This is a genomic window from Candidatus Kosakonia sp. 282A-S69 (genome assembly GCF_029433855.1).
GTDB lineage: Bacteria > Pseudomonadota > Gammaproteobacteria > Enterobacterales > Enterobacteriaceae > Kosakonia > Kosakonia cowanii_A.
Genome location: NZ_JAROAU010000003.1, coordinates 2,066,109 through 2,086,829, shown reverse-complemented (window position 1 = coordinate 2,086,829; position 20,721 = coordinate 2,066,109). Strand labels below are relative to the sequence as shown.

23 protein-coding genes are annotated in these 20,721 nt (G+C 54.2%); 14 read left to right on the top strand and 9 right to left on the bottom strand.

Annotation, left to right across the window (positions count from 1 at the left end):
* Window positions 1-96: 96 nt before the first annotated feature.
* Entirely contained in the window at window positions 97-1,647 is a 1,551-nt protein-coding gene (locus PU683_RS15645; RefSeq protein ID WP_277173067.1) for a methyl-accepting chemotaxis protein, read from the bottom strand.
* Between the two features lie 867 nt (window positions 1,648-2,514).
* A complete protein-coding gene (locus PU683_RS15640; protein ID WP_277173065.1) occupies window positions 2,515-3,432 on the bottom strand; it encodes a LysR family transcriptional regulator in 918 nt (305 codons plus the stop codon).
* A gap of 97 nt (window positions 3,433-3,529) precedes the next feature.
* Between PU683_RS15640 and PU683_RS15635 the strand changes: the two genes are divergently transcribed.
* From PU683_RS15635 to PU683_RS15615, 5 genes are all read left to right on the top strand, one after another.
* The gene (locus PU683_RS15635) at window positions 3,530-4,075 is read left to right on the top strand and encodes a GNAT family N-acetyltransferase (protein ID WP_277173063.1); all 546 of its coding nucleotides are present in this window, start codon (window positions 3,530-3,532) and stop codon (window positions 4,073-4,075) included.
* A gap of 135 nt (window positions 4,076-4,210) precedes the next feature.
* Window positions 4,211-4,732, top strand: a complete 522-nt coding sequence (locus PU683_RS15630) for a GNAT family N-acetyltransferase (protein ID WP_277173061.1) — start codon at window positions 4,211-4,213, stop codon at window positions 4,730-4,732.
* A gap of 169 nt (window positions 4,733-4,901) precedes the next feature.
* Entirely contained in the window at window positions 4,902-6,800 is a 1,899-nt protein-coding gene (locus PU683_RS15625) for a methyl-accepting chemotaxis protein (RefSeq protein ID WP_277173059.1), read from the top strand.
* A gap of 187 nt (window positions 6,801-6,987) precedes the next feature.
* Window positions 6,988-7,554: a TetR/AcrR family transcriptional regulator gene (locus tag PU683_RS15620; protein ID WP_277173057.1), complete on the top strand. Its 567-nt coding sequence runs from the start codon at window positions 6,988-6,990 to the stop codon at window positions 7,552-7,554.
* Between the two features lie 58 nt (window positions 7,555-7,612).
* Window positions 7,613-8,089 (top strand): nuclear transport factor 2 family protein, encoded by a 477-nt coding sequence (locus PU683_RS15615; RefSeq protein WP_277173055.1) that lies wholly within the window; start codon window positions 7,613-7,615, stop codon window positions 8,087-8,089.
* Window positions 8,090-8,164: 75 nt separating this feature from the next.
* On the opposite strand, the gene cynS is transcribed toward PU683_RS15615, so the two are convergent.
* Together cynS and PU683_RS15605 are read right to left on the bottom strand one after the other, a co-directional pair.
* Window positions 8,165-8,635, bottom strand: a complete 471-nt coding sequence (gene cynS / locus PU683_RS15610) for a cyanase (protein WP_277173053.1) — start codon at window positions 8,633-8,635, stop codon at window positions 8,165-8,167.
* A 27-nt stretch (window positions 8,636-8,662) separates the two neighbouring features.
* Window positions 8,663-9,316, bottom strand: a complete 654-nt coding sequence (locus PU683_RS15605; protein WP_277174307.1) for a carbonic anhydrase — start codon at window positions 9,314-9,316, stop codon at window positions 8,663-8,665.
* Window positions 9,317-9,424: 108 nt separating this feature from the next.
* Between PU683_RS15605 and cynR the strand changes: the two genes are divergently transcribed.
* Entirely contained in the window at window positions 9,425-10,312 is an 888-nt protein-coding gene (gene cynR, locus PU683_RS15600; protein ID WP_277174306.1) for a transcriptional regulator CynR, read from the top strand.
* A gap of 84 nt (window positions 10,313-10,396) precedes the next feature.
* On the opposite strand, the gene PU683_RS15595 is transcribed toward cynR, so the two are convergent.
* Window positions 10,397-11,233, bottom strand: a complete 837-nt coding sequence (locus PU683_RS15595) for a MipA/OmpV family protein (RefSeq protein ID WP_277173051.1) — start codon at window positions 11,231-11,233, stop codon at window positions 10,397-10,399.
* Window positions 11,234-11,418: 185 nt separating this feature from the next.
* Between PU683_RS15595 and PU683_RS15590 the strand changes: the two genes are divergently transcribed.
* Together PU683_RS15590 and PU683_RS15585 are read left to right on the top strand one after the other, a co-directional pair.
* Entirely contained in the window at window positions 11,419-12,096 is a 678-nt protein-coding gene (locus tag PU683_RS15590) for a response regulator (protein ID WP_277173049.1), read from the top strand.
* Window positions 12,096-13,484 (top strand): sensor histidine kinase, encoded by a 1,389-nt coding sequence (locus PU683_RS15585; RefSeq protein WP_277173047.1) that lies wholly within the window; start codon window positions 12,096-12,098, stop codon window positions 13,482-13,484. The genes PU683_RS15590 and PU683_RS15585 overlap by 1 nt, the downstream gene beginning before the upstream one ends.
* A 114-nt stretch (window positions 13,485-13,598) precedes the next feature.
* Here the strand turns inward: PU683_RS15585 and PU683_RS15580 are convergent, their stop codons facing one another.
* Window positions 13,599-14,099, bottom strand: coding sequence for a GNAT family N-acetyltransferase (locus PU683_RS15580; RefSeq protein ID WP_277174305.1), 501 nt, complete (start codon window positions 14,097-14,099; stop codon window positions 13,599-13,601).
* A 138-nt stretch (window positions 14,100-14,237) separates the two neighbouring features.
* Between PU683_RS15580 and PU683_RS15575 the strand changes: the two genes are divergently transcribed.
* The 3 genes from PU683_RS15575 (at window position 14,238) to PU683_RS15565 (ending at window position 16,309) form a co-directional block, all read left to right on the top strand.
* Window positions 14,238-14,984 (top strand): SDR family oxidoreductase, encoded by a 747-nt coding sequence (locus PU683_RS15575; RefSeq protein ID WP_277173045.1) that lies wholly within the window; start codon window positions 14,238-14,240, stop codon window positions 14,982-14,984.
* Window positions 14,985-15,073: 89 nt separating this feature from the next.
* Window positions 15,074-15,556, top strand: coding sequence for a glutathione peroxidase (locus tag PU683_RS15570; RefSeq protein WP_277173043.1), 483 nt, complete (start codon window positions 15,074-15,076; stop codon window positions 15,554-15,556).
* A gap of 69 nt (window positions 15,557-15,625) precedes the next feature.
* Complete coding sequence (locus PU683_RS15565; RefSeq protein ID WP_277173041.1) at window positions 15,626-16,309, top strand: hypothetical protein; 684 nt, start codon at window positions 15,626-15,628, stop codon at window positions 16,307-16,309.
* A gap of 143 nt (window positions 16,310-16,452) precedes the next feature.
* On the opposite strand, the gene PU683_RS15560 is transcribed toward PU683_RS15565, so the two are convergent.
* The gene (locus tag PU683_RS15560) at window positions 16,453-16,857 is read right to left on the bottom strand and encodes a nuclear transport factor 2 family protein (RefSeq protein ID WP_277173039.1); all 405 of its coding nucleotides are present in this window, start codon (window positions 16,855-16,857) and stop codon (window positions 16,453-16,455) included.
* Window positions 16,858-17,206: 349 nt separating this feature from the next.
* Between PU683_RS15560 and PU683_RS15555 the strand changes: the two genes are divergently transcribed.
* Window positions 17,207-17,683, top strand: a complete 477-nt coding sequence (locus PU683_RS15555; RefSeq protein ID WP_277173037.1) for a L,D-transpeptidase family protein — start codon at window positions 17,207-17,209, stop codon at window positions 17,681-17,683.
* Window positions 17,684-17,692: 9 nt separating this feature from the next.
* Window positions 17,693-18,115 (top strand): hypothetical protein, encoded by a 423-nt coding sequence (locus PU683_RS15550; RefSeq protein WP_277173035.1) that lies wholly within the window; start codon window positions 17,693-17,695, stop codon window positions 18,113-18,115.
* 68 nt (window positions 18,116-18,183) lie between these two features.
* Here PU683_RS15550 and PU683_RS15545 read toward each other — a convergent pair whose 3' ends face one another.
* Entirely contained in the window at window positions 18,184-18,669 is a 486-nt protein-coding gene (locus tag PU683_RS15545; RefSeq protein ID WP_277173033.1) for a cupin domain-containing protein, read from the bottom strand.
* 253 nt (window positions 18,670-18,922) lie between these two features.
* The gene (locus PU683_RS15540) at window positions 18,923-19,384 is read right to left on the bottom strand and encodes a winged helix-turn-helix transcriptional regulator (protein ID WP_277173031.1); all 462 of its coding nucleotides are present in this window, start codon (window positions 19,382-19,384) and stop codon (window positions 18,923-18,925) included.
* Between the two features lie 194 nt (window positions 19,385-19,578).
* Between PU683_RS15540 and PU683_RS15535 the strand changes: the two genes are divergently transcribed.
* Window positions 19,579-20,721, top strand: coding sequence for an MFS transporter (locus PU683_RS15535; RefSeq protein WP_277174304.1), 1,143 nt, complete (start codon window positions 19,579-19,581; stop codon window positions 20,719-20,721).

The window sequence follows — 20,721 nt, the reverse complement described above, 5'->3', positions numbered from 1 at the left end:
TGGCTGCCAGGCAAGTCGTGAACTTTACCCCAGAGCAGCAGGCTCATTACTGCCATCAAATCTGCTCTGCTTTTTTTTCAAAGAAGGCTCTTTTTGTCAGGCAAGTTTGAAAATCGCAGCAGAGCGGTTGAGATGAGCCGCCTGATCTTCAAGCGATGCGGCAGCAGCAGCGGCCTGTTGGACCAGTGCGGCGTTTTGCTGCGTCACTTCATCCATTTGGGTGATAGCGATGCTGACATGCTCAATACCGTTAACCTGCTCACCAGAGGCGGTGTAGATTTCGGCCATAATGGCTGAAACGTTGTTAATCGCCGTGACTATCCCGGTCATGGTTTTGCCCGCCTGGGCGACCAGGTCGGTGCCTTCCGATATGCGGCTGTTCGAGGCTTCAATCAGCGCTTTAATCTCTTTTGCCGCTGTCGCGCTGCGCTGTGCAAGCGCGCGCACTTCGCTTGCCACGACGGCGAATCCGCGGCCTTGCTCGCCGGCACGAGCCGCTTCCACCGCAGCATTAAGCGCCAGGATATTGGTCTGGAAAGCGATGCTTTCAATGGTGCTGATGATATCGCCGACGCTTTTCGAGCTGTCAAAAATAGCAGCCATGGTGGTGACGACTTTATCCACAACTTTTCCGCCCTGCTGTGCGACGTCGGAAGCATCCGACGCAAGGCTACTGGCGTTTTGCGCATTAGAGGCATTTTGCCTCACAGTCGCCGTTAGTTGCTCCATGCTGGCTGAGGTCTCCTCCAGCGAGGCGGCCTGCTGTTCCGTTCGTGAAGAGAGATCGGTATTGCCCATCGCCACCTCTTTAGAGGCGCTGTCGATAGAGGTTGCGGCGGTCTGAATATCAGAGACCACTTTTTTGAGCTGCTCCTGCATGGCGATGAGGGTGACGATCAAAATACCGGCTTCATCGTTTGAACGAGCGACCAGGCGGGTGGAGAGATCGCCTGCGGCAATCGCCTTAGCGGCGTTGACTGCTTCCCCGAGCGGAAGGGTGATGGAACGGGCAAGGGCATAGCCTAAAGCAGAAGCGATGAAAACACCTAACAGCGCGCCAATAAACAAGGCTAGCCGGGTCTGCGTTTCAACGGAGTCGACAGAGTTCTGGCGCTGGCTGAGCAGTTTTTTTTCATCATGGACAATGTCATCAATGGTTTTGCGCATTTGATCCATCTGCTGCTTGCCCGTGTTGGCTTCGAATGCGGCGGTGAAATCAACCTGGGTCATCGATCCGGCATTGAGCGCACGACGATGTTCCAGCAATGGAGTAACAAACTTATCTCCCCACGCTTTCTCCTGCTGAAGCAAATTATTCAGGCGATCCTGCTGAGCAGGGTTATCTGAAGTTAGCGCTTTCGTTTCCTGCAAAACTTTGACAAATTCCTCTTTGCCTGAACTCCACGGAGCCAGCATCTCCTCTTTGCCATTAATAGCATAGCCGCGTAAACCGGTTTCCATATTCACCAGGCTTTGGGTCAAGGCGCGACTTTTATCAATGACGCGCCAGCTATGTATGTTCCATGCGTTGGTACTGACGATGCTGGAAAAATTAGTGTAGAAAGTTGCGCACAGTAACAGTAATAAAACTAAAACGGCGCCAAAGGCAAAAAAGAACTTTTTCTTGATGGGTAAATTTCTGAACATTTGAACCTCGTTCTACAGAGAATGAGAGCAGCTCCATGAGCCCTTAAACAGATAACTTATCGGCATCGATTAATCTCTCTTTAACTAAAACTCGCCAGGATAAGAATAAGAAAGAATATATCCGCTATGATTCTTTCCTATGCGCCTGATTTTAAGGGGATAGCGCAGAGCAAACGTAAACGGTGAAGCAAGAATATATCGTTTGTGCTGGTGGTGCGGCGCAATCAGTGAAGTGCGCAGCTTAATAATCCAGAACAATCAAAAGATTAAACCCTCATCAGTCAGCACAAGTCATCTGTCTGGCAGCAGGGGAGCGGCGGGCGTGGGCAATGTCGTGGAGTGTGCACTAGTTTTTAAAAATAAAAGTAAGGGAAGGGTTATTTATGCGGAAAATAGTAGTGGTGCCATCTGCTGTAAATACGCTGCATGGTTTAGCGCTGAGATTATTAAGATATTTAAAGTCAGCGTAGCTATTACGTGCAGGCGATTTATTTGATCCAGATACCCCATATTCAGGCAGAAATACTGCCTCTTATATACACAAAATTTCCTCGTTTTAACTCTCATTAACATGCGATAAGAGGGGCAAATAACATTTTCTGACATAAAGAAGATTCAGGGAGCCATACGCATGCATTCTGGTTATTAGTGATAGATACTGGCTTTGTTAATAAATATTGGCTCGCTGACCACACTTCGAGCGTTGTCCATGCACGCGCTTCGCCTAAATTTGTAGCCAGCCTCAGGCGCCACTTAAAGGGCGTTTGCATCCCGGGCGATCATGGCTGAAAAGTTAATTGCCTTAACCTCAGCCTACTCCCGGCAGCGGATGCTGAGCATGCCGAAAATGGACAGAGGCCGTGTCAATCAGCCTGATGCTTCCCGGCTCTCCTCTTTCACAAGGATTTCATAGAGTTTTTTTAATACTTCATTCATTCCCCTGCTGACGATCCGGTCCTCGCGCATGACAGTGCCGAGTGTCCGCTGAAGCGGAGGTGCCAGGGGGTATACGCTAAGCCCTTCACACTCTTCAGGGGCGGCAACGGCGATGCGCGGAACGATGCTGTAACCCAGACCCGATCGCACCATCCTTTTGATCGCTTCGATACTGCCAAGCTCCATCACCGGGCTGGCAGGATGGCCTGCGTGCCGGAACCATTCATCAATCAGCGCACGCGTCCCGCTGCCTGACTCAAAGATAATCAGCGGCAGCGGCAGGAGGTCATCAGGAGCGCGCGCCTTCATGCTCCGCCCGGATACATCCTCCTCCATGATGACCACAAACTCATCCCTGTAGAGGGGATTGACGCTCACGCTTTTGCCCACGGCGGGCAGCGTGACCAGACCGATATCGATCCGGTTATCCTCCACGCCGCGAACAATCTCTGAGGTGTTGCCGGTGCGCACATTCACTTTCAGCAGCGGATGCGCCTGCCGCAGCTGCTGCAATAAGGGCGGCAAAAGATGAATACAGGCCGTTGCGCCTGTGCCGACGGTCACGGTGCCGGCGATCTCATCGGAATGCAGAGAGACCGATGCCACCGCGGTTGCTACCACTGCCTCTATTTTCAGGCAGTGCCCGGAAAGGGTCACGCCAGCGGCGGTGGGCTTGATCCCCCGACCGGTTCGCTCAATAAGCCGCACCTGTAATGTCTGCTCCAGCTGTCTTATCTGCAGGCTGACAGCGGGCTGCGACAGGCCAAGTTCCTCTGCCGCTTTGGAGAAGCTGCCCCGGCTGATGACCAGTCTGAAGGTAGCGAGATGATCGAGGTTGAGGTTTGTCATGCCAAAGTTTTCCTTATGCTGCTGATAAGCCCGGCAGCCTGTCTGAAATGTTCGCCAGGGGATAGTCTCGGTACAGACGCAATAAGGAGCCGTACCGATGGAAATAATTCAGGCAGAAGAACGACATATCCCGGCTATACAACAAATTTATGCATACCACGTATTGCATGGCTGCGCCACGTTTGAAACCCAACCACCCGATGAAGCAGAGATGGGGTTTCGTCTGAAGAGGTTGCAGGCTTCAGGGCTGCCCTGGTTTGTCGCCGTGGTCGATGGGAGTGTGCGCGGTTACTGCTATCTTTCGCATTATCGTACAAGGCATGCCTACCGGTTTACCCTCGAAGATTCGGTCTATATCGATACCGCCAGTCAGGGGCAGGGCATCGGCAAAAAACTGCTCTCGCGTGCGGTGGCGTGGGCGGAAACCAGCGGTTTTCGCCAGCTCGTTGCCGTGGTGGGTAACAGCGAAAATGCGGCCTCACTTGCCCTGCATCGCTCGGCGGGCTTCACGCTTACCGGCACACTCAACTCGGTGGGATTTAAGCACGGTCGCTGGCTCGATACCGTTATCCTGCAACGCTCGCTTGGGCAGGGTGAGAGCACGCTGCCGGAGGTGGCAACAGCTACCAATTTTGCAGATTAAACCTTACGTTCCGCTCGCTTACCCAAGCGGCTATTTACTCAGAAGAGGTGTTGCTGCTGCAATGTTAATTTATTGTGGGGAGCGCGTAATAGATGATACGTTAGCCAGATGTTAAAACCCGAATAAGAGACAACCGTGGCTCACCAGCAGGCACCTCACATTGAAACAGACCGACTGATTTTAAAACAGTTTACCCTCGCTGATTTTCCGGCACTCAAGGCCTGCTGGTCGACCGCTGAAATGGCAAAAATAAGCGGTGGCGAGATACCCACGGCAGAGATGGTCTGGGCTCGCTTATTACGTTACATCGGCCACTGGCAGGCCTTAGGGTATGGCTACTGGGCGGTATTTGAAAAAGCCACCAACCAGTATGCCGGTGCGTTTGGCTTTCAGGATGCGCACCGCGATACCACGCCGAAGCTGGAGTACCCCGAAGCAGGATGGACACTGATTCCGCCAATGCGTGGCAAAGGCTATGCCGCAGAAGCGCTGGCAGCAATTTTACAATGGGTCGATGAGACGTTCGCTTCGCCTGTCTGCTGCATCATTGCTGAGGAGAATAAACGCTCAAACTCTTTAGCCGGGCGTTTTGGCTTCGAGTTTCAACAATATGTGAGTTATCGGGGTAAGCCGGTGCGGCTGCTTATTCGCGGCTAAATTCTTAAAGCTTATTTATAAAACGTGATCGAAATAACATTTTTTCCTGAAAAAATATTTTGTCAGAATAAATGTAGTTCGACATGAAATAGTGGCGCAGGGTGAATTAAAGCATTTCAACGAAATGTCGATATTAGATCGAATAACCACCCAAACGAGCGCCACTAATATGACATGGAAAAATACCCAGGGCCGAATAGGCCTGCTGCTTATAAGCTTTTTCGTTATTTTATTGATCGTTACCTATATTGTTATCAAGCAATTCGTCTCCCCGCAGATTATTGAAACCGAAACCAAAAATATTCAGGCGACAGTTCAATTACAGAGTAACGCGATTAAAGAGCAGATGAACCGTGTTAAGGCTCAGCAACGCTCCATCACTGAGCTGGTTGTCGGTCTGCAAAGCGAGCAAATCGACCTCTTATTACCGCGCCTGGTTAACCAGTATGGGGATCGCAACGTATTCGGCGGCGGGATCTGGCCGCTGCCCGGTCAGCGCGATCCGGCCCGGGATAAATTCAGCACCTTCTATGCCCGCGACGGCGGGGGCAATCTGCAAGTTAACACCGTGTGGAACCAGCCGGAATCGGCAAAATACTGGGAGCAACCCTGGTATAAAGATGGCATGAATGCGCCGAAAGGTGAGTGTGCGTGGGCGAAAGCCTATCAGGATGCGGCCAGCCCGCAGCCGCGCACGAACTGTGCGATGGCGATCTGGAAAGAGGGCAAACTCTGGGGCGTGGCGACCATCGACGTAACGCTGGGCTTCTTTAATCAGCTGGCTCTCGACATGGGCAAAGCGGTGAACGGCAGCGTGCTGATTGTTGAGGCAGACGGCAAAATCGTCGGTAACGGCTCTTCCGTACAGGATAAACCTGCGCTGTCAAACGTCCGCGATCTCGGTATTCCGGCGGCGGCACCGTTAATGAGCCTGTTAGGCCAGGGTAAAACAACGGAAGTGCGCGGCAGTTATGAGGGTGAAGATGGCGCGCACTCCCTGTTCGTTCTGCCTGTCAGCGGCAGCCCGTGGTTTATGGCGGTTGATATTCCGAGCAGCCAGCTGGTGAGTATCTCTGACGCGATTCTGACCAAACTCACCATCGTACAGGCGATTATCGGACTTCTTATCGTCGTGATCATGATGATTATCGTGCGCAATATTTTCCATAACGTGACGCTGCTCAACCGCAATATTGAAGCGCTATCCAGCGGCGGCGCGGATTTAACGCAGCGCCTTGCGCAGAGCAAGAGCCCGGAATTTAACGCCATCATCAATAACTTCAATAAGTTTATTGCCTTCCTGAATGAGCTGATGCAGCAGGTCGGGAGCAGCACGCTGGCTATTTCATCGGCCTCGCGCCAGATTGCCAGCGGTAACCTTAACCTCTCTTCGCGCACCGAAGATCAATCGGCCTCGATCGTGGAAACGGCAGCGTCCATGGAAGAGCTGACCAGCACCGTGCGCCTTAACGCAGAGAACGCGTTGCAGGCTAACAAGCTGGCGGAAGAGGTGTCGGCGGCGGCAAAAGAGGGTGCCATTGTGGTTAACAAAGTGGTCTCCACGATGAATAACATCAATAACTCCTCCGCTAAAGTGGTGGACATCATCAGTGTGATTGATGGCATCGCCTTCCAGACCAATATCCTGGCGCTTAACGCCGCTGTAGAGGCGGCAAGGGCGGGAGAGCATGGCCGTGGGTTCGCGGTGGTAGCCAGTGAAGTGCGCTCCCTGGCGCAGCGCAGCGCCCGCTCGGCGCAGGAGATCAAAAAACTGATTGAAGAGTCGGTGAGCAGCATTGAGCAGGGCAGCGGACAGGTTCGTCAGGCGGGAACCACGATGGACGGCCTGATGGAAAAAGTGGAGAGCGTGGGCGTGCTGATCTCAGAGATTAGCTCATCCAGCGATGAACAGAGTCGCGGGATTGCCCAGATCAATATCGCCATCAACCAGCTCGATAGCGCCACGCAGCAGAATGCGGCACTGGTGGAAGAGGTGGCAGCGGCCGCGCAATCGATGGAAGAGCAGACCGTTCAGCTCGAAAACGTGGTTGGCAGCTTTAAGCTCTGATCGAAACGAAAGCCGACTCTACAGGGTCGGCTTTTTTCTCGCTTGCCTCTGTTACTTGTGCTCTCCAGCGATGCCCGCCTCTTTACCTTTGATCTAAAAGTCTTTTCTCGATCTCCCTCCGCATTAAGCAAAAAAAAGTCAAAGTCATCGCTTGACCGAGGTAGAACGATCGTTCTACCATCAACCCATGAACAAAAACATACCCAATACCCGAGAAAAAATTCTCGCCACCGCTGAAGAGCTTATCTATCAGAACGGTATTCATGCCACCGGGATGGCGCTACTGGTGAAGAGGTCAGGCGTGGCGCGAAAAAGTATCTATCACCATTTCACCAATAAGGATGAGGTGGCTGCCGCGGCGCTTAATGCGCGTGATGTACGCTGGATGGCGTGGTTCAGGCGCGAGTGCAACAAAGCACAGACGCCGCGCGAGCGCATCCTCAATATCTTTACCGTGCTGAAAAGCTGGTTTGAGTCGGAAGGCTATCGCGGTTGCGCATTTATCAACACGGCGGGCGAAGTGGGGGACCCGGACGATCCGGTTCGTCACATCGCCAGGCTGCACAAACAGAAACTGCTCGACTACCTGCTTGAGCTTACCGGGGCGTTAAACAGGGAGCAGGCATTACCGCTGGCGAGGCAGTTACTGATACTGATTGAAGGCGCCATCACCATGTCGCGCGTGATGGGTGACTACCGCGCCGCCGATGAGGCAAAAGAGGTCGCTCAGCTATTACTGAAACAGATCCCGTAGCCAGGATCTGTGCTCCAAAAGCCACACTCACGTATCCACCTATCCTGGAGGCACCACCATGTCCGATTCACCCATCCGCCCGCCACTGCCGCCGTTCACCCGCGAGTCAGCCCTTGAGAAAGTCAGGCTTGCGGAAGATGGCTGGAACACCCGCGATGCCGAAAAAGTGTCGCTTGCTTACTCGCTGGACACCAAATGGCGCAACCGTGCGGAGTTTGCCAATAACCGTGAAGAGGCGAGGGCCTTCCTCGAGCGTAAGTGGAAAAAAGAGCTGGAGTACCGTCTTATCAAGGAGCTGTGGGCATTTGATGGCGATCGCATCGCTGTTCGCTATGCCTATGAGTGGCGCGATGACGCCGGGAACTGGTTCCGCTCTTACGGCAATGAAAACTGGGAGTTTGGGGAAGACGGGCTAATGCACCATCGCTACGCCTGTATCAATGATATGCCGATCAAAGAGAGCGAGCGCAAGTTCCACTGGCCGCTGGGGCGTCGTCCGGATGATCATCCGGGATTATCCGCGCTGGGTCTGTAAATGGACGGGCATCCTTCACCGGATGCCCATCCATTATCTGCGGGAAGACGCCGCTCAGGCGCCAGGCCTGAGGGATCAGAAGGGTTTGGTAGGAAGGTACTTCCCATCCAGCGTGATCACGGCGCGATGGCCGCCGTCCGGATCGTCGACCTTTTTGATATCCAGCCTGAAGTTGATGGCGCTAATCACGCCATCGCCAAATTTCTCATGAACCAGAGCCTTCAGGGTCGGCCCGTAGACCGACATCATTTCGTAAAAACGGTAGAGGGTCGGATCGCCTGGTACGGCACCCCCAAAGCTTCCGCGAACCGGCACCGTCTGTAGTAACGCAATCTCATCAGCATTCAGATCGAGTTTCTCGCCAACGACGCGTGCGGCACTCTCCGGGAGAGGGTGTTGGCCAAGCAATGCGGCAACGACAAACGCTTCGGACAGCCCTGTGCCGTCCACAATCTCCGCATAGGAGAGGTTTTTGCGTGCCTTCGCCAAAATGATCGTTTCAGTAAGTAACTGGCGGGCACGCTGGGTAACTTGAGTCTGGATCATAATTTTATCTCCTGGTTGATAGGTGTTTCAGGCAACATGCCTGCGGTGTTGGGAAACGGCATGAACATCCGGGTTCTCCGCAAGGGAGACGAATGTCCGGCCATTGAAGGCCTCAATGCCTCCGCTGCCGATGTCATATACCCAGCCATGCAGCGTGACGCGACCCTCGTCAAGGGCGAGGCGCACAGAGGGGTGCGTCTGAATATTGGCCAACTGGGCAATCACATTTTCACGCACCATCGCCGCGACTTTTGCGGGCCGATCCGTATGCGGCCTGGACTCATTCACCACTTTTGCTGAATCAGCGTATCGCAGCCAGCTGGCGACGGCGGGCATATGGTCCAGACACTGACAGGTGGCAATTGCCGTCATCGCGCCGCAGTCGGAGTGACCGCAGATCACAATATCGGCGACCCGGAGGGCGGAAACGGCGTACTCCACGGAGGCGGTAACACCGCCCGGCTCGGGGCCATACGACGGCACAATGTTGCCGGCGTTGCGGATCACAAACAGATCGCCGGGTTCGCGCTGCGTCACCAGCTCCGGCACCAGCCGGCTGTCAGAACAGGAAATAAAGAGCGCCCTCGGGCTCTGCTGGGTGGCGAGATCCCGAAACAGCGTGACGCGATCGGGAAAAGCCTCCTTCTGGAATTTCAAAAAACCGTCGATGATCTCTTTCATCATGCTCTCTCACTGTCACTGGGTGTGAGCAGAGAGTAAGCCGCGCGTTGTATAAGGTAAAAGTCTCATTTATTATTAGGTCTATTAGATAATCTAATGGAGAGGATGATGCTCGCCCGGCATATTCACTATTTTCTTGCAGTCGCAGAACACCTCAGCTTTACGAAAGCGGCAGCGGAGCTGCACGTATCTCAGCCTGCACTTTCGCAGCAGGTCAGGTTGCTGGAGGAGAGCCTGGGCGCTCAGCTGTTTGATCGTTCGGGGCGCACCACGCGTCTGACGGACACCGGCAGGATCTATCTGCAATATGCCCGTCGTGCTTCCCAGGAGCTGCGTGAAGCCACCCGCGCTATTCATGACGTAAGCAATCTCAGCCGCGGATCGCTCCGCGTGGCGGTGACGCCAACCTTTACCACCTATCTTCTGGGGCCGCTGGTTGAAGCCTTTCACGCTCGCTATCCAAAAATTACTCTCAGCGTGCAGGAGATCTCCCAGGAGCATATCGAGGAGCTGCTTCTGGCCGGGGAGCTGGACGTGGGCATCGCTTTTGCGCAGGTGAGCAGTGTCGATATCGAATCGGTCCCGTTGCTGGATGAGACGCTTGCGCTGGTCGTCAGCCCCAGACACCCACTGTCGAAAGAGACAAAAGTGGAGTTGCAGAGGCTTGGCGAGGAGCCCCTTGTTTTACTCAGTACGGAGTTCGCGACCCGCGAGCAGATCGATCATTACTTTCGCAAGCATCACATCACCCCGCAGGTGCTGATGGAGGCCAACGCCCTTGGTGCGGTGATTGAGATTGTCCGCTGGACGCCGCTATCAACCTTATTGCCTGCGAAGACGGCATTTGCCCAGGATGATCTGGTTGCCATTGCGCTTGAACCTGAGCGTCTGCAGCGTACGGCTGTTTTAATGCGGCGAAGGGAGGGTTATCAAAGCTTCTCTGCGCGCGCCTTTACTGAAGTGGCAACAGAGGTTGCCGCCAGGCTAACCGGCTGAACCCAGCCCGTTTAGCGCAAGCCCGGCGGATCGAATCTCTCTACCTGTGAGGCAGTCAAGCGCAAACCGCCGGGGGAATACGCATCAGAAGCGATAGGTCACTTTCAGGCTCCCGGTGGGGGAGGCTTTGCGTTGCACGATGGGGCTGTTACGTGCATCTCCCGTCAGCTGCGTATAGCCCGCATCGGCGATGACGCTCCAGCGGTCGCTGATGTTGTGCGTCCAGTTAAGATTCAGTGAATAAGCATAGATTCCCGAACCTGCGTTATAGGGTTTAAACCCCGATGCGGCCGACTGCGTGGCGCTCACCCCGTAGTATGTCTGCATATAGTCATCTGTCCCCCAACTGCTGGTCAGCGCCATCGTCACGCTATTTTTCGGCGAGTGATAAAACGGGCTGACGATACCGAAATGCAGCGCCGCGCCATTGTCGCGCCGGGAAAGGGGCACGTCTGCCTGCAGTTGCGCACTCAGCCAGTTGGTCAACTTATACCCGAGACCCACAACGCCAAGCGCCGAGCCTTTTACATTGCCCATCCCGCGTAAGTGGTCGCTGCCGTCGCTCATGGCATCGCTGTCCACATCATGATCCTTACGACCAGTGCGGTAGCTCAGCGCCGCGCTGTAGTCGAGATCGCCAAGGCTGTTGCCATAACCGAGCCCGCGCGTAGAGCTGGCGAAGAAGCCATTACGCATTGAGTAATCGAGCAAAAGCGCCGTTGAGACGCGATTTTCACCGGAGCCTGAATAGCGCGGTGCGACATCCACGCCGCCTCCTACGGTTAAGGTGGTACCCTGTGGCGGTTCTGCCGCCAGTGTTGGGGTCGCGAGCAACGCCAGCAGCGCGCCGGGCACGATTTTTTTCAGCGGGCTTGCCGGAAATGAGGGGCGGAGCTTACGACGCAGTTCGGTGTTTCTCATTAAATAAGTCCTTATGGAGTCATCTGATTACGAGTCACCCCTAGTGTGAACACCGACCCTAAAGTTCTCATGAGCCGAAAATGAAGAAAGCCTGAAGCGCGTAACGGTGACGCAAAGCTGATAAATTTCCAGCTCGCCGCTTTTTCTTCAGATGTTCTTCATTCACGCCTGGTAACGTAACGATTGTGAAAATTTTACTTATCGAAGATGACCTCGATCTCGGCAACGGCGTACGTATTGCGCTGGCCGATCAGGGGTTAGAGGTCATATGGGTTCGCCGCAAAGCGGATGCGCTGCATCAGCTCGATCTCTGCGTGCCTGAGCTGGTGTTGCTCGATCTCGGGCTGCCCGACGGCGATGGCATGAGCCTGATGGCCTGTTTGCGCCAGCGGCTCAACAGGATCCCGGTCATCATTCTGACCGCGCGAGGTACGCTGCAGGATCGCCTGGGCGGGCTGGACGCCGGAGCCGACGACTATCTTGTCAAACCCTTTGTGCTCGCCGAACTGTTGGCGCGGGTGAGAGCCCTTGCGCGCCGCAGTTACGGTTTTGAAAACGAGGTGATCGACATTCGTGGGTTGTCACTTCATGTGCCGACGCGGCGCGTGACGGTGAGCGCGCGGACGATTGAGTTGACGGCAAGCGAATATGCGCTGCTTGAGACGTTACTGCTGCGTCCCGATCGCGTGGTGACGCGCCGCTTTCTGGAAGAGCGGGTCTTCGGCGCAAAAGAGAATATGAGCAACACCCTCGATGTGCATATGGGCAATCTGCGGCGCAAAATTGGCGAAGGTTATGTGCGTACGGTGCGCGGCGTGGGGTATGTCATTGATACCGTGCCGATCGAGAAGAGGGAAGGGTGATGGGACATTTCTGGCGTAGCCTGAAAGCGCCGACGCTGGTACGGCGGATCATCATTGCCCAGATGCTGCTGCTTACGCTGCTGTGGTGCCTTTTTCTCACCTTCATTTTGTGGGAGGACTTGCGTAGCCCGCCGATCCTTACAGGCAGTGAGACCTACGAAACCGTGCTAAGCGTGGTTGAACGTATGGACGATCGCCCGCAGGCGAGAAACGCCGTGCTGGAATCCTTCAGCCGGGCACTGCGGGAGGGGTATGGCGGCGGTGACGATCCGGCGCTCGCCATCAGCCTTATCGTGCGTAAGGATCATGCGATCATCTTCGCCTCGGAAGGCGCGCCAACAGGGGTGACAAACAGCCGCGTTGGCAAGCTGCAGAAGAGCGAGAGCGCAGGGCGCAGCTGGACGAGCCGTACCCTGACATCGGCGGACGGCGACACGGAGGTGACGCTCGTCACGCCTGCCGGCAGCTGGAACTTTTTTATCTACCTCAACTCGCGTGGCTATTACATCTTGCCGCTGCTGGTCTGCATCCCGTTTCTGTTATTTCCCGCCTGGCTGTCGATCCGTATCGCCATGCGCCCCTGGAACCGGGTGGTCAACGAGATTGCTTCGCGTACGCCGGAGGATCTCTCTCCCTTAAACGCCGTGCCGAAGCAGCGAGAGCTTCGGCAGATGGTGGATGCAATCAATGACTTTCTGGCGCGATTGCGGGAAAGCACGGAGAGGGAGCGGGTGTTTATTGCCGATGCCGCGCACGAGTTGCGCACCCCGCTGGCAGCGATGCGCATCAATGTTGAGGCGTTGCAGGGCTACGTCAGCAGCGAGCGCCAGCAGGCGTTGCTGGCAGGGATTATTCGTAGCAACAGCCGTGCAGCCCGTCTCGTCAATCAGTTGCTGTTGCTGATGCACAGCGAAGCGCGCATCGACACGGTGATGGCCTCTGTGCCGCTGACTTCGCTCATTCAGGATCGCATGGCGGCGCTGTCACCGCTGGCGGCTGAGCGGCGCATTGAACTGGAGTTTTACGCGGATGATGAGTTCTGGATCGAGGGTGTCAGGGAGCGCCTGATGTCGCTTATCGACAACCTCATTGAAAATGCTATCAAATATAGCCCTGAGGGCGGGCGGGTTGAGGTTGCGGTGCGAATCTCTGAGGGAACCACGCAGCTTCGCGTTGCCGATGCCGGGCCCGGCATCCCCGTTGCACTGCGCGAGCGCGTGTTCGACCGGTTTTTCCGCGACCCTCATCAGATGCAGAGCGGCAGTGGGCTGGGGCTCTCTATTGTCAGGGCGGTGGCTCAGCAACACAACAGCCGCGTCGGTTTGAGCACCTCTGCGGAGGGGGGATTAGTGGTCACCGTTGATTTCCCCACCCATAGCGCTGCCTGAAAAAAGGATCAACTTTGCGACGCGTATCGGCTTCTTGAGCAGCTTCACCCGCCGGGAGAAAAGGGACGCTGTAGAGGACAGTTCACCCGCGTGTTGTGTCATAAGTGATTGTCATCAAGTTGGGTTTTTGGTGTAGATATCAGGCCGGCTGATGGACCATGTGTAATTTTGCTGATTCACCGGCTGATAGCCAAACTTTTCATAAAGCCAGGGCGCGGTGGTTGTGAACAACACGATCGTACGAAGCTTTTCAACTACCGGGTGACAATGAACGCACTCCATAAGCCATCTTCCCAACCCTTCGCCCTGGTGCTCCTCCAGGACATAGACATCACACAGGTAAGCGAAAGTCGCGTGATCCGTTACCAGGCGCGCAAAGCCTATCTGGGTTTCATGGTGATAAACGCCAAAGTTAAGGCTGTTTGCCACTGAAACGGTGACGGTTTGCAGATCGATACCTTTTGCCCATTTGGATCGCGTCAAATAGCGGTGCACAGCCTGGATGTCGAGTTTTTCTTTGTCTGTGCTAATCAGAAAATCATTCCTGCGCCATTCATCTATCGCCGAAGTACTCACGCTCACACCTGCCAAAATGATGTCGGGAAACTGCACCATAGCACGCTTTGCACGAAATTCACCCCACTGGATCTGGCTGGCTTTTGTGAAGATGAAATGGCACGAACGGAAAGATGTCACTTTGCCGCCTCATGTATATCTCCCTTCTCAGAGACGGTTTAAAAAGAGGAGATGACGATGCTGAAAGGTAAAAGAGCGGTTATTACCGGCGGGGGCGGAGGGTTTGGCCAGGCGCTCTGCGTGTGGCTGGCGCGCGAGGGTGTGGAGGTCGATTTTTCCGCGCGGCGGGCCGAGGACATTGAGAAAACCTGCGGCATCATCACAGCGGAGGGCGGCATCGCCAGAGGATATTTGTGTGATTTAGCCCAGCCCGAAACCCTCTCGCACTTTTCTGCCACGCTTTTAGCCTCAGGCAAGCCGGTCGATATTTTGATTCTCAACGCTGCGCAGTGGTTGTCAGGCACCTTAGAGGAGCAGCCTGCGACAGAAATTATCACTACCATCAACTCTGGCGTGACAGGGTCGATTCTGCTGACGCAGGCACTGCTGCCAGGGCTCCGGCGTTCAGAGAGCGCAGATATCGTCGCCATCATCTCCTCATGCGCCATCCCGCATTTTACAGACTCTATTGCCCATCCGGCGTTTTTCGCCAGTAAACATGGGCTGAGCGGGTTTATCACTAAACTGTCACAGCAGCTCAGTGAAGAAAATATTCGGGTTAGCGGCCTCTATCCGCCGGATTTTGACGTGACAGGATTAGATGCGCTTGCCGGGAGCCAGCCGGGAATGGGGCAGGGGCTGCTGAACGGGCGTTCGGTCTGGGAGACGGTTCGTTTTGTGCTGACGCAACCGCGGAGTTGCCATATTAGCCATATTTACTTCCAGGGCCCAACCCGCGAAGCGCTGCCCTTTGTTGTGCTTTAGCGCCAACTTTGCCACGATGAGCCTCCACACATCTGATGTTGTAACGCGCTGAGCGGCAATGACGACCTGTTCTGCTAAGAGGATCCAGTATGGCCACTTTTCATCAACTTACCGCCACCAGCCTTGGTGGGCAGCCTCTTTCGATGGCCGACTACGAGGGGAAGGTGGTACTGGTCGTCAATACCGCCAGCCATTGCGGCTTCACGCCACAATACGCTGGCCTGGAGAGTCTCTACCAGAAATACGCCGACCAGGGGCTGGTGGTGCTCGGTTTTCCCTGCAACCAGTTTGGTAAACAGGAGCCCGGCAGCGCGGACGATATCGCGCAAACCTGCCACGTTAACTACGGCGTCAGCTTTCCGATGTTTGAGAAAACCGAGGTCAACGGTGCCGCCGCTCATCCGCTGTTTCGTTACCTGAAAAAGGCGTTGCCTGGCGTGCTGGGGGAGCGAATCAAGTGGAACTTCACCAAGTTCCTGATCGGCCGCGACGGCAAACCAATCAAGCGTTTCGCGCCGTTTACCACGCCGCAAAAGATGGAAGCCGCCATTATCGCTGCGCTAAAAAGCTAAATTCAGCCTCTGGCCGAACGAGCGAGTTAATCGAAGAGGCTGGGTTCGCAAAATCTTAAAAGGTCCGTCATGAAACCGATAAGTCTGCAAAATATGTATCGCAGTGCAAACGAGAGCACCGCCGCGATATGGGCGAAAAATGCAGGAATCGGGGAAATAAAACAGGGAAGCTACTACGATCCGGTAAAACTCGCTCTTGCAGCAGGCATACAACCCTCTGTGCCCTGTAAAGTTTCACGTCTTATTAGTGAATTACAACACCTCACAAAAGAGGATCCGCTGGCCGACATTCTGCCCGTACAGGGTTTCCATTTTACGTTTTTACCGCTGACTCTGCCGCTCTATGCGCTAAACGAGCCCTTACCGGAAAAAGTGGATGAACTGACGACAATCTGGCAGGCGTTCGATGCAAAAAGAATTGTTATCAGGGATCTTCAGTTAGTTGCCTTGCCCAGCCAGGTGTTGATTGCAGGAATCCCGGAAAGCCCTGCAATAGATTTGCGTCACGCATTCTGCGAAAAGGTCCTGAATTCACGCTGGAAAAGTGAGTTGCTGATGCGTCATACCGGCAGCCCTTTACCGGCACCCTTCTGGCACAGCACGCTTCTTCGCTACCACGCTGCTTTTTTACCCGCGACCCTGCGTCATTTTATTTTTGAACGTCAGTCCATTAACTTTGGCGATGTTGCTGGAGAGTTGACACTCGCAAAAATCAACTACAACTGGACTGCATGTTATCCAGTGATGAATTAACTGAGGCGAGGCGATGCCCTGTTAATTAACGGTTCAGCTATTCCCCTGCCTGAAGTTGCTTAAATCTCTTCATGCCGGATGAATTCGCCTTCACTCTCCGCTTCGTGCCTGAAGCGGAGAGTGAAGGCAAATCATATCAGCCATTAACGGCACGCTTCGGAAACGGCATAGCTATCCTCAAACATGCGAAAGCGGGTAATCAGACCGTTTTCAATCACCATATCGAGGACAAATTCTGTTTCGATCAGCTTTTCGGTTTTCTTAACGCGGGATGCAAGCTCACCTATTGCTACCAGCCGCTTATCTTTGACGAGGATATCGTTGATTTCAAACCGTTCTGGCGTGAGATGGCTGCGGATTTGTGCATAAAATTCGGCCACACCTCTTCTGCCCACTTTGCGACCAATCCACGGAACCAGCCGGGTATTTCCCGCCACCAGCCAGTCAACGTCTTCACTCACCAGCGCCGCGATCTCATTCACATCTTCTGCGGTGGCGATACGGTGAAAAAAGGTTTCTGCTACTGCCTGTGGTGTTTGATTGGTCATGGCATGTTACTCCCGATAAGCGTCGTTAAGAGTTATCAGACTAGAAGGACGTATTAAAAATCGCCTTAGCCAACGGTGCGGTTTGAGAGATAACTGACATTATTCAGTGCATCTGCCTGAACGAAAGATGCCAACTTATACGCATAAAAAAGTTAATAATGTGCTGCGGAATGGAAAGAAATTAACGAAAAGAGATGCGATATTGTATGTATATACATTTATTTACAAATGGATAATATTTATCGGGCTGAGAGTAGAGCGTTAGGCCATTTTTTAAGATTCCCCCTATTTTTCTTAATAAGGGCAGGTTTACCATCTGAGCGTTTATTACCCATTAGATCAAGAAGATATGTCTAAAATACTCTTTAATGGTTCTACACACCAAATAACGTTAGTAGATGGTAGCGGCAACAGTGTTAGTTCCTGGCCTGCCTATAATAATGTTGATAGCCATGCGACGCTCACACATATCCAAAACGGAACCTACCCGTTTCAGGATAGAGTTCATCCGCACCGTCACCATTCCGCAACGGCCGATACGACTGATGGCCCTTATGGTATGTACGGTATTTTTCGCTTCTCTGTTCCTCGTCATCCGGGAATTGGTCTGCACTCCGGTCGCGCGCATGCTCGCCATGCTCCGGGGCCTCAGCATGCAACAATGGGGTGCATAAGAACGACTGATGAAGCAATCGCAGCAGTTATAAAAATGGCCAGTGTTTCACCCTTGACCACTATTGAGGTGATTGGAAATACGGGGCGTGCAGCCCATGCTGCGACAAAAAGAAATCACAAACATTCGCTTCACCACCGCCATTACGGATAAATATTCCCTATGAAAAAATTAATATTACTGATGCTTGGCGGGCTGCTGACAGCCAATGTCGCACTGGCCAAAACATGTACCCCTGCGGATGCTGAATCTGCCGATATGGCTGTCGACTCTTTAAATTCATGGAGCGCGGTTAACCAGAATCGCCTTAAGTTTGGTCATTGCGATGAGGGTGATATTGCAGAAGGCGTTTCAGAGGCGGTTGCGCGGCTTTTGGCCGATCGCTGGGATACATTGTCGGATTTAGCCATTGAGATCCGTAAAAACCCTCCACTGAAGAAATATGTTCTGCGACACATCGACTCCACCCTTGATACCAAAGATCTCGATAAAATCGGCAATCAGGCCGCTCACTCTTGTCCGGCTAAGCAGGAAAAACTGTGTGGCGAAATTAAAGTCGCCGCAGGAAAAGCAGCCGAGGAGTAATTCCCGCGATAAGTGAACGTCCGCTAAGCGGACGTTTTCCCGAAACGCACCGGGTTAAATATCCTCCCTCACGGCTCGCCTTCCCAGTAATCGACGCCTTTGCCCCTGAAATCGACCACCCTGAAACCATCATCTTTCTGATTCGTTGATTTCACTAAATATTTATCCGAATCCGGGTATTCGCACACTTCGGGCAACTCCATGGTGCTGACAGACATGTACATCAGCGGCAGGGAGGAGGTGTTGATAATCTGATGCGGCCACGCTTTCCCGGGCGGAATAGTGATAACGTCTCCCTCTTCGATGGCAATCATCCGTTCGGCGATCCGCAGCGTGCCGTTCCCCTTCAGAATGATAAACATCTCCTCCTGAACATGATGGAAATGGAAGGGGGTCGATCTTTTCCCCGGAGGAAGCGTATCCACAGAAGCACCAAGCTTTTGGGCCAGCGTGCCGGAGGTGAGCGAACCTCCCTCTGAGGCATAGAGTGGCTCTCGCTCAAAACGTACGTCATTTACTTTATTGAAGTTTTTTATGGTGAATGTATCGCTCATAACGTCACTCCATAGTTATCTGAGTTCAGGCTCAGTTTTTTAATGACAATGCCACCTTACCCGATCCGTTAGCATTTTCGCCTTGTCCACTTACCTTCTGCGAACAGCACGTTGAGGGTTGCAGCCGCCGTCGCCGGTCTGGGCGATGCCGCCACAAGGGATCGCGATCTGCTTTGCGCAACATCGCCATATGCCTGGCGCATTGCGGCTCTTGGTCGACACCGTAAAGGCGTTGTAGTAACAGACTTGACGTTTACACTTTACCGCCCGCCGTCACCCGCTGGCGGTGGCAATCCGCCGGCTCCACTTTTTTCCCCTCTGCGGAGCAGACACGTAACGGCTGCAAAGGCTGACCGCTGGTGTTATCCACCAGCACAGAGTGAACCTCTCCCTCGTTAAAGAGATAGCGCTCACCCCATTGCCGCATCGCCACCACAATGGGAAACACCGCGCGGCCTTTGTCGGTGAGGACATATTCACTGTAGGCGCTGCCATCGGAAGCCGGGCAGATCTCAAAGATGCCGTGCTCAACTAGCAGTTTGAGGCGAGCGGCGAGGATGTTTTTTGCCAGCCCCAGATTTTTTTGAAACTCACTGAACCTGCGCACATCGTCAAACGCTTCACGGATAATCATCAAACACCAGCGCTCGCCAATCGACTCGAGGGTTCGGGCCACGGGGCATTCACTGGTTCTGAGGGATTCCTGTTTCGCCATTTCTGCACTCCCGGCATCTCTTTTCAGGAAGATGAGTATAAGTTCCGCGCAAACTGGTTGCAAAAGAAAACCTCGAATGCTATCTCTGTCGCTCTTGTGGTTTTAAAAAGCAACCAGAATGGGCAGGCACGATGAGGAATAAATTGAGTGTAGAGGCGGGTATCACGCAGGATGCAGGATCTGGCGATGCCTTGGTGCTAAAACCCGGCATTGTCTTTCTGTTTTCGCTGGTAAGCGCGCTGTCGGTGGCAAATGTTTACGCGTCACAGCCTTTACTGGAATCCATCGCGCTGACGCTCAATATTCCCCAAGGGGTAATTGGCAGCGTAGTAACAGCCACCCAGGCGGGCTATGCGCTCGGGTTGATTTTTCTTGTGCCGCTCGGGGATGGGATCAACCGAAAAACCCTCACTATCACGCTGCTGTCGCTCTCGACTACGGCACTGCTGGCGGCGGGATTAGCGCCCAATTTTGTCACTCTGCTGTGTGCGCTGTTCTTTACTGGCCTGCTGGCGGTGGTGGTACAGCTGGTGGTGGCCTGGGCCGCCATCCTGGCGGCACCGGAGCAACGCGGAAGAATTGTCGGCACGGTGACCAGCGGCATTGTGTTGGGTATTTTGCTCTCCCGCGTTGTCGCTGGCAGCCTGGCGGATATTGCTGGCTGGCGGGCGGTTTACCTGACCTCCGCCTGCCTGCTAGTGGTGATGGCCTGTGTGGTGGCGAAAGCGGCGCCCGCGCCATCCGTTGAGAAGCGCACCGCGCCTTATCTCTCTCTGCTGCGCTCGGTTTTCAGGCTCTTTATCACCGAGCCGCAGTTGCGAAGAAGCGGTGCGTTCGCGCTGCTTATCTTCGCTGCGTTCAGCATGTTGTGGAGCGCAATGGTGTTGCCGCTCACTGCGCTGTCGTTATCCCATACTGAGATTGGCTTGTTTGGCCTGGCAGGCGTGGCCGGTGCGCTGGCGGCAGCGAAGGCGGGTGCCTGGGCTGACAGAGGCTGGGGACGCAGCGCCTGCGGGGCCGCGCTGCTCGTGCTGACCTTCTCATGGTTGCCCATCGCTGGCACCGAATCTTCTCTTCTGTGGCTGGTTGTTGGCATTATTATGCTGGACTTCGCCGTGCAGACGGTGCACGTAATCAACCAGAGCACACTCATCGCTGCCAGGCCAGAGGCCGCAAGCCGGCTGGTGGGCGCGTATATGTGTTTTTACTCGGCGGGCAGTGCAACGGGCGCAATTATTGCCACCCAGCTCTACGCTCACTTTGGCTGGAGCACGGTCTGCATAGCCGGGGCAGGCGTCAGCGCCTGCGCGTTTCTGCTCTGGTGCATAAAGAGATAG

What these genes read in the sequence shown, in the direction of transcription:
- PU683_RS15645 (WP_277173067.1), bottom strand. Translation starts at nt 1,647, where the DNA reads ATGTTCAGAAATTTACCCATCAAGAAAAAGTTCTTTTTTGCCTTTGGC.
- PU683_RS15640 (WP_277173065.1), bottom strand. Translation starts at nt 3,432, where the DNA reads ATGACAAACCTCAACCTCGATCATCTCGCTACCTTCAGACTGGTCATC.
- PU683_RS15635 (WP_277173063.1), top strand. Translation starts at nt 3,530, where the DNA reads ATGGAAATAATTCAGGCAGAAGAACGACATATCCCGGCTATACAACAA.
- PU683_RS15625 (WP_277173059.1), top strand. Translation starts at nt 4,902, where the DNA reads ATGACATGGAAAAATACCCAGGGCCGAATAGGCCTGCTGCTTATAAGC.
- PU683_RS15620 (WP_277173057.1), top strand. Translation starts at nt 6,988, where the DNA reads ATGAACAAAAACATACCCAATACCCGAGAAAAAATTCTCGCCACCGCT.
- PU683_RS15615 (WP_277173055.1), top strand. Translation starts at nt 7,613, where the DNA reads ATGTCCGATTCACCCATCCGCCCGCCACTGCCGCCGTTCACCCGCGAG.
- cynS (WP_277173053.1), bottom strand. Translation starts at nt 8,635, where the DNA reads ATGATCCAGACTCAAGTTACCCAGCGTGCCCGCCAGTTACTTACTGAA.
- PU683_RS15605 (WP_277174307.1), bottom strand. Translation starts at nt 9,316, where the DNA reads ATGAAAGAGATCATCGACGGTTTTTTGAAATTCCAGAAGGAGGCTTTT.
- cynR (WP_277174306.1), top strand. Translation starts at nt 9,425, where the DNA reads ATGCTCGCCCGGCATATTCACTATTTTCTTGCAGTCGCAGAACACCTC.
- PU683_RS15595 (WP_277173051.1), bottom strand. Translation starts at nt 11,233, where the DNA reads ATGAGAAACACCGAACTGCGTCGTAAGCTCCGCCCCTCATTTCCGGCA.
- PU683_RS15585 (WP_277173047.1), top strand. Translation starts at nt 12,096, where the DNA reads ATGGGACATTTCTGGCGTAGCCTGAAAGCGCCGACGCTGGTACGGCGG.
- PU683_RS15580 (WP_277174305.1), bottom strand. Translation starts at nt 14,099, where the DNA reads ATGGTGCAGTTTCCCGACATCATTTTGGCAGGTGTGAGCGTGAGTACT.
- PU683_RS15575 (WP_277173045.1), top strand. Translation starts at nt 14,238, where the DNA reads ATGCTGAAAGGTAAAAGAGCGGTTATTACCGGCGGGGGCGGAGGGTTT.
- PU683_RS15570 (WP_277173043.1), top strand. Translation starts at nt 15,074, where the DNA reads ATGGCCACTTTTCATCAACTTACCGCCACCAGCCTTGGTGGGCAGCCT.
- PU683_RS15565 (WP_277173041.1), top strand. Translation starts at nt 15,626, where the DNA reads ATGAAACCGATAAGTCTGCAAAATATGTATCGCAGTGCAAACGAGAGC.
- PU683_RS15560 (WP_277173039.1), bottom strand. Translation starts at nt 16,857, where the DNA reads ATGACCAATCAAACACCACAGGCAGTAGCAGAAACCTTTTTTCACCGT.
- PU683_RS15555 (WP_277173037.1), top strand. Translation starts at nt 17,207, where the DNA reads ATGTCTAAAATACTCTTTAATGGTTCTACACACCAAATAACGTTAGTA.
- PU683_RS15550 (WP_277173035.1), top strand. Translation starts at nt 17,693, where the DNA reads ATGAAAAAATTAATATTACTGATGCTTGGCGGGCTGCTGACAGCCAAT.
- PU683_RS15545 (WP_277173033.1), bottom strand. Translation starts at nt 18,669, where the DNA reads ATGAGCGATACATTCACCATAAAAAACTTCAATAAAGTAAATGACGTA.
- PU683_RS15540 (WP_277173031.1), bottom strand. Translation starts at nt 19,384, where the DNA reads ATGGCGAAACAGGAATCCCTCAGAACCAGTGAATGCCCCGTGGCCCGA.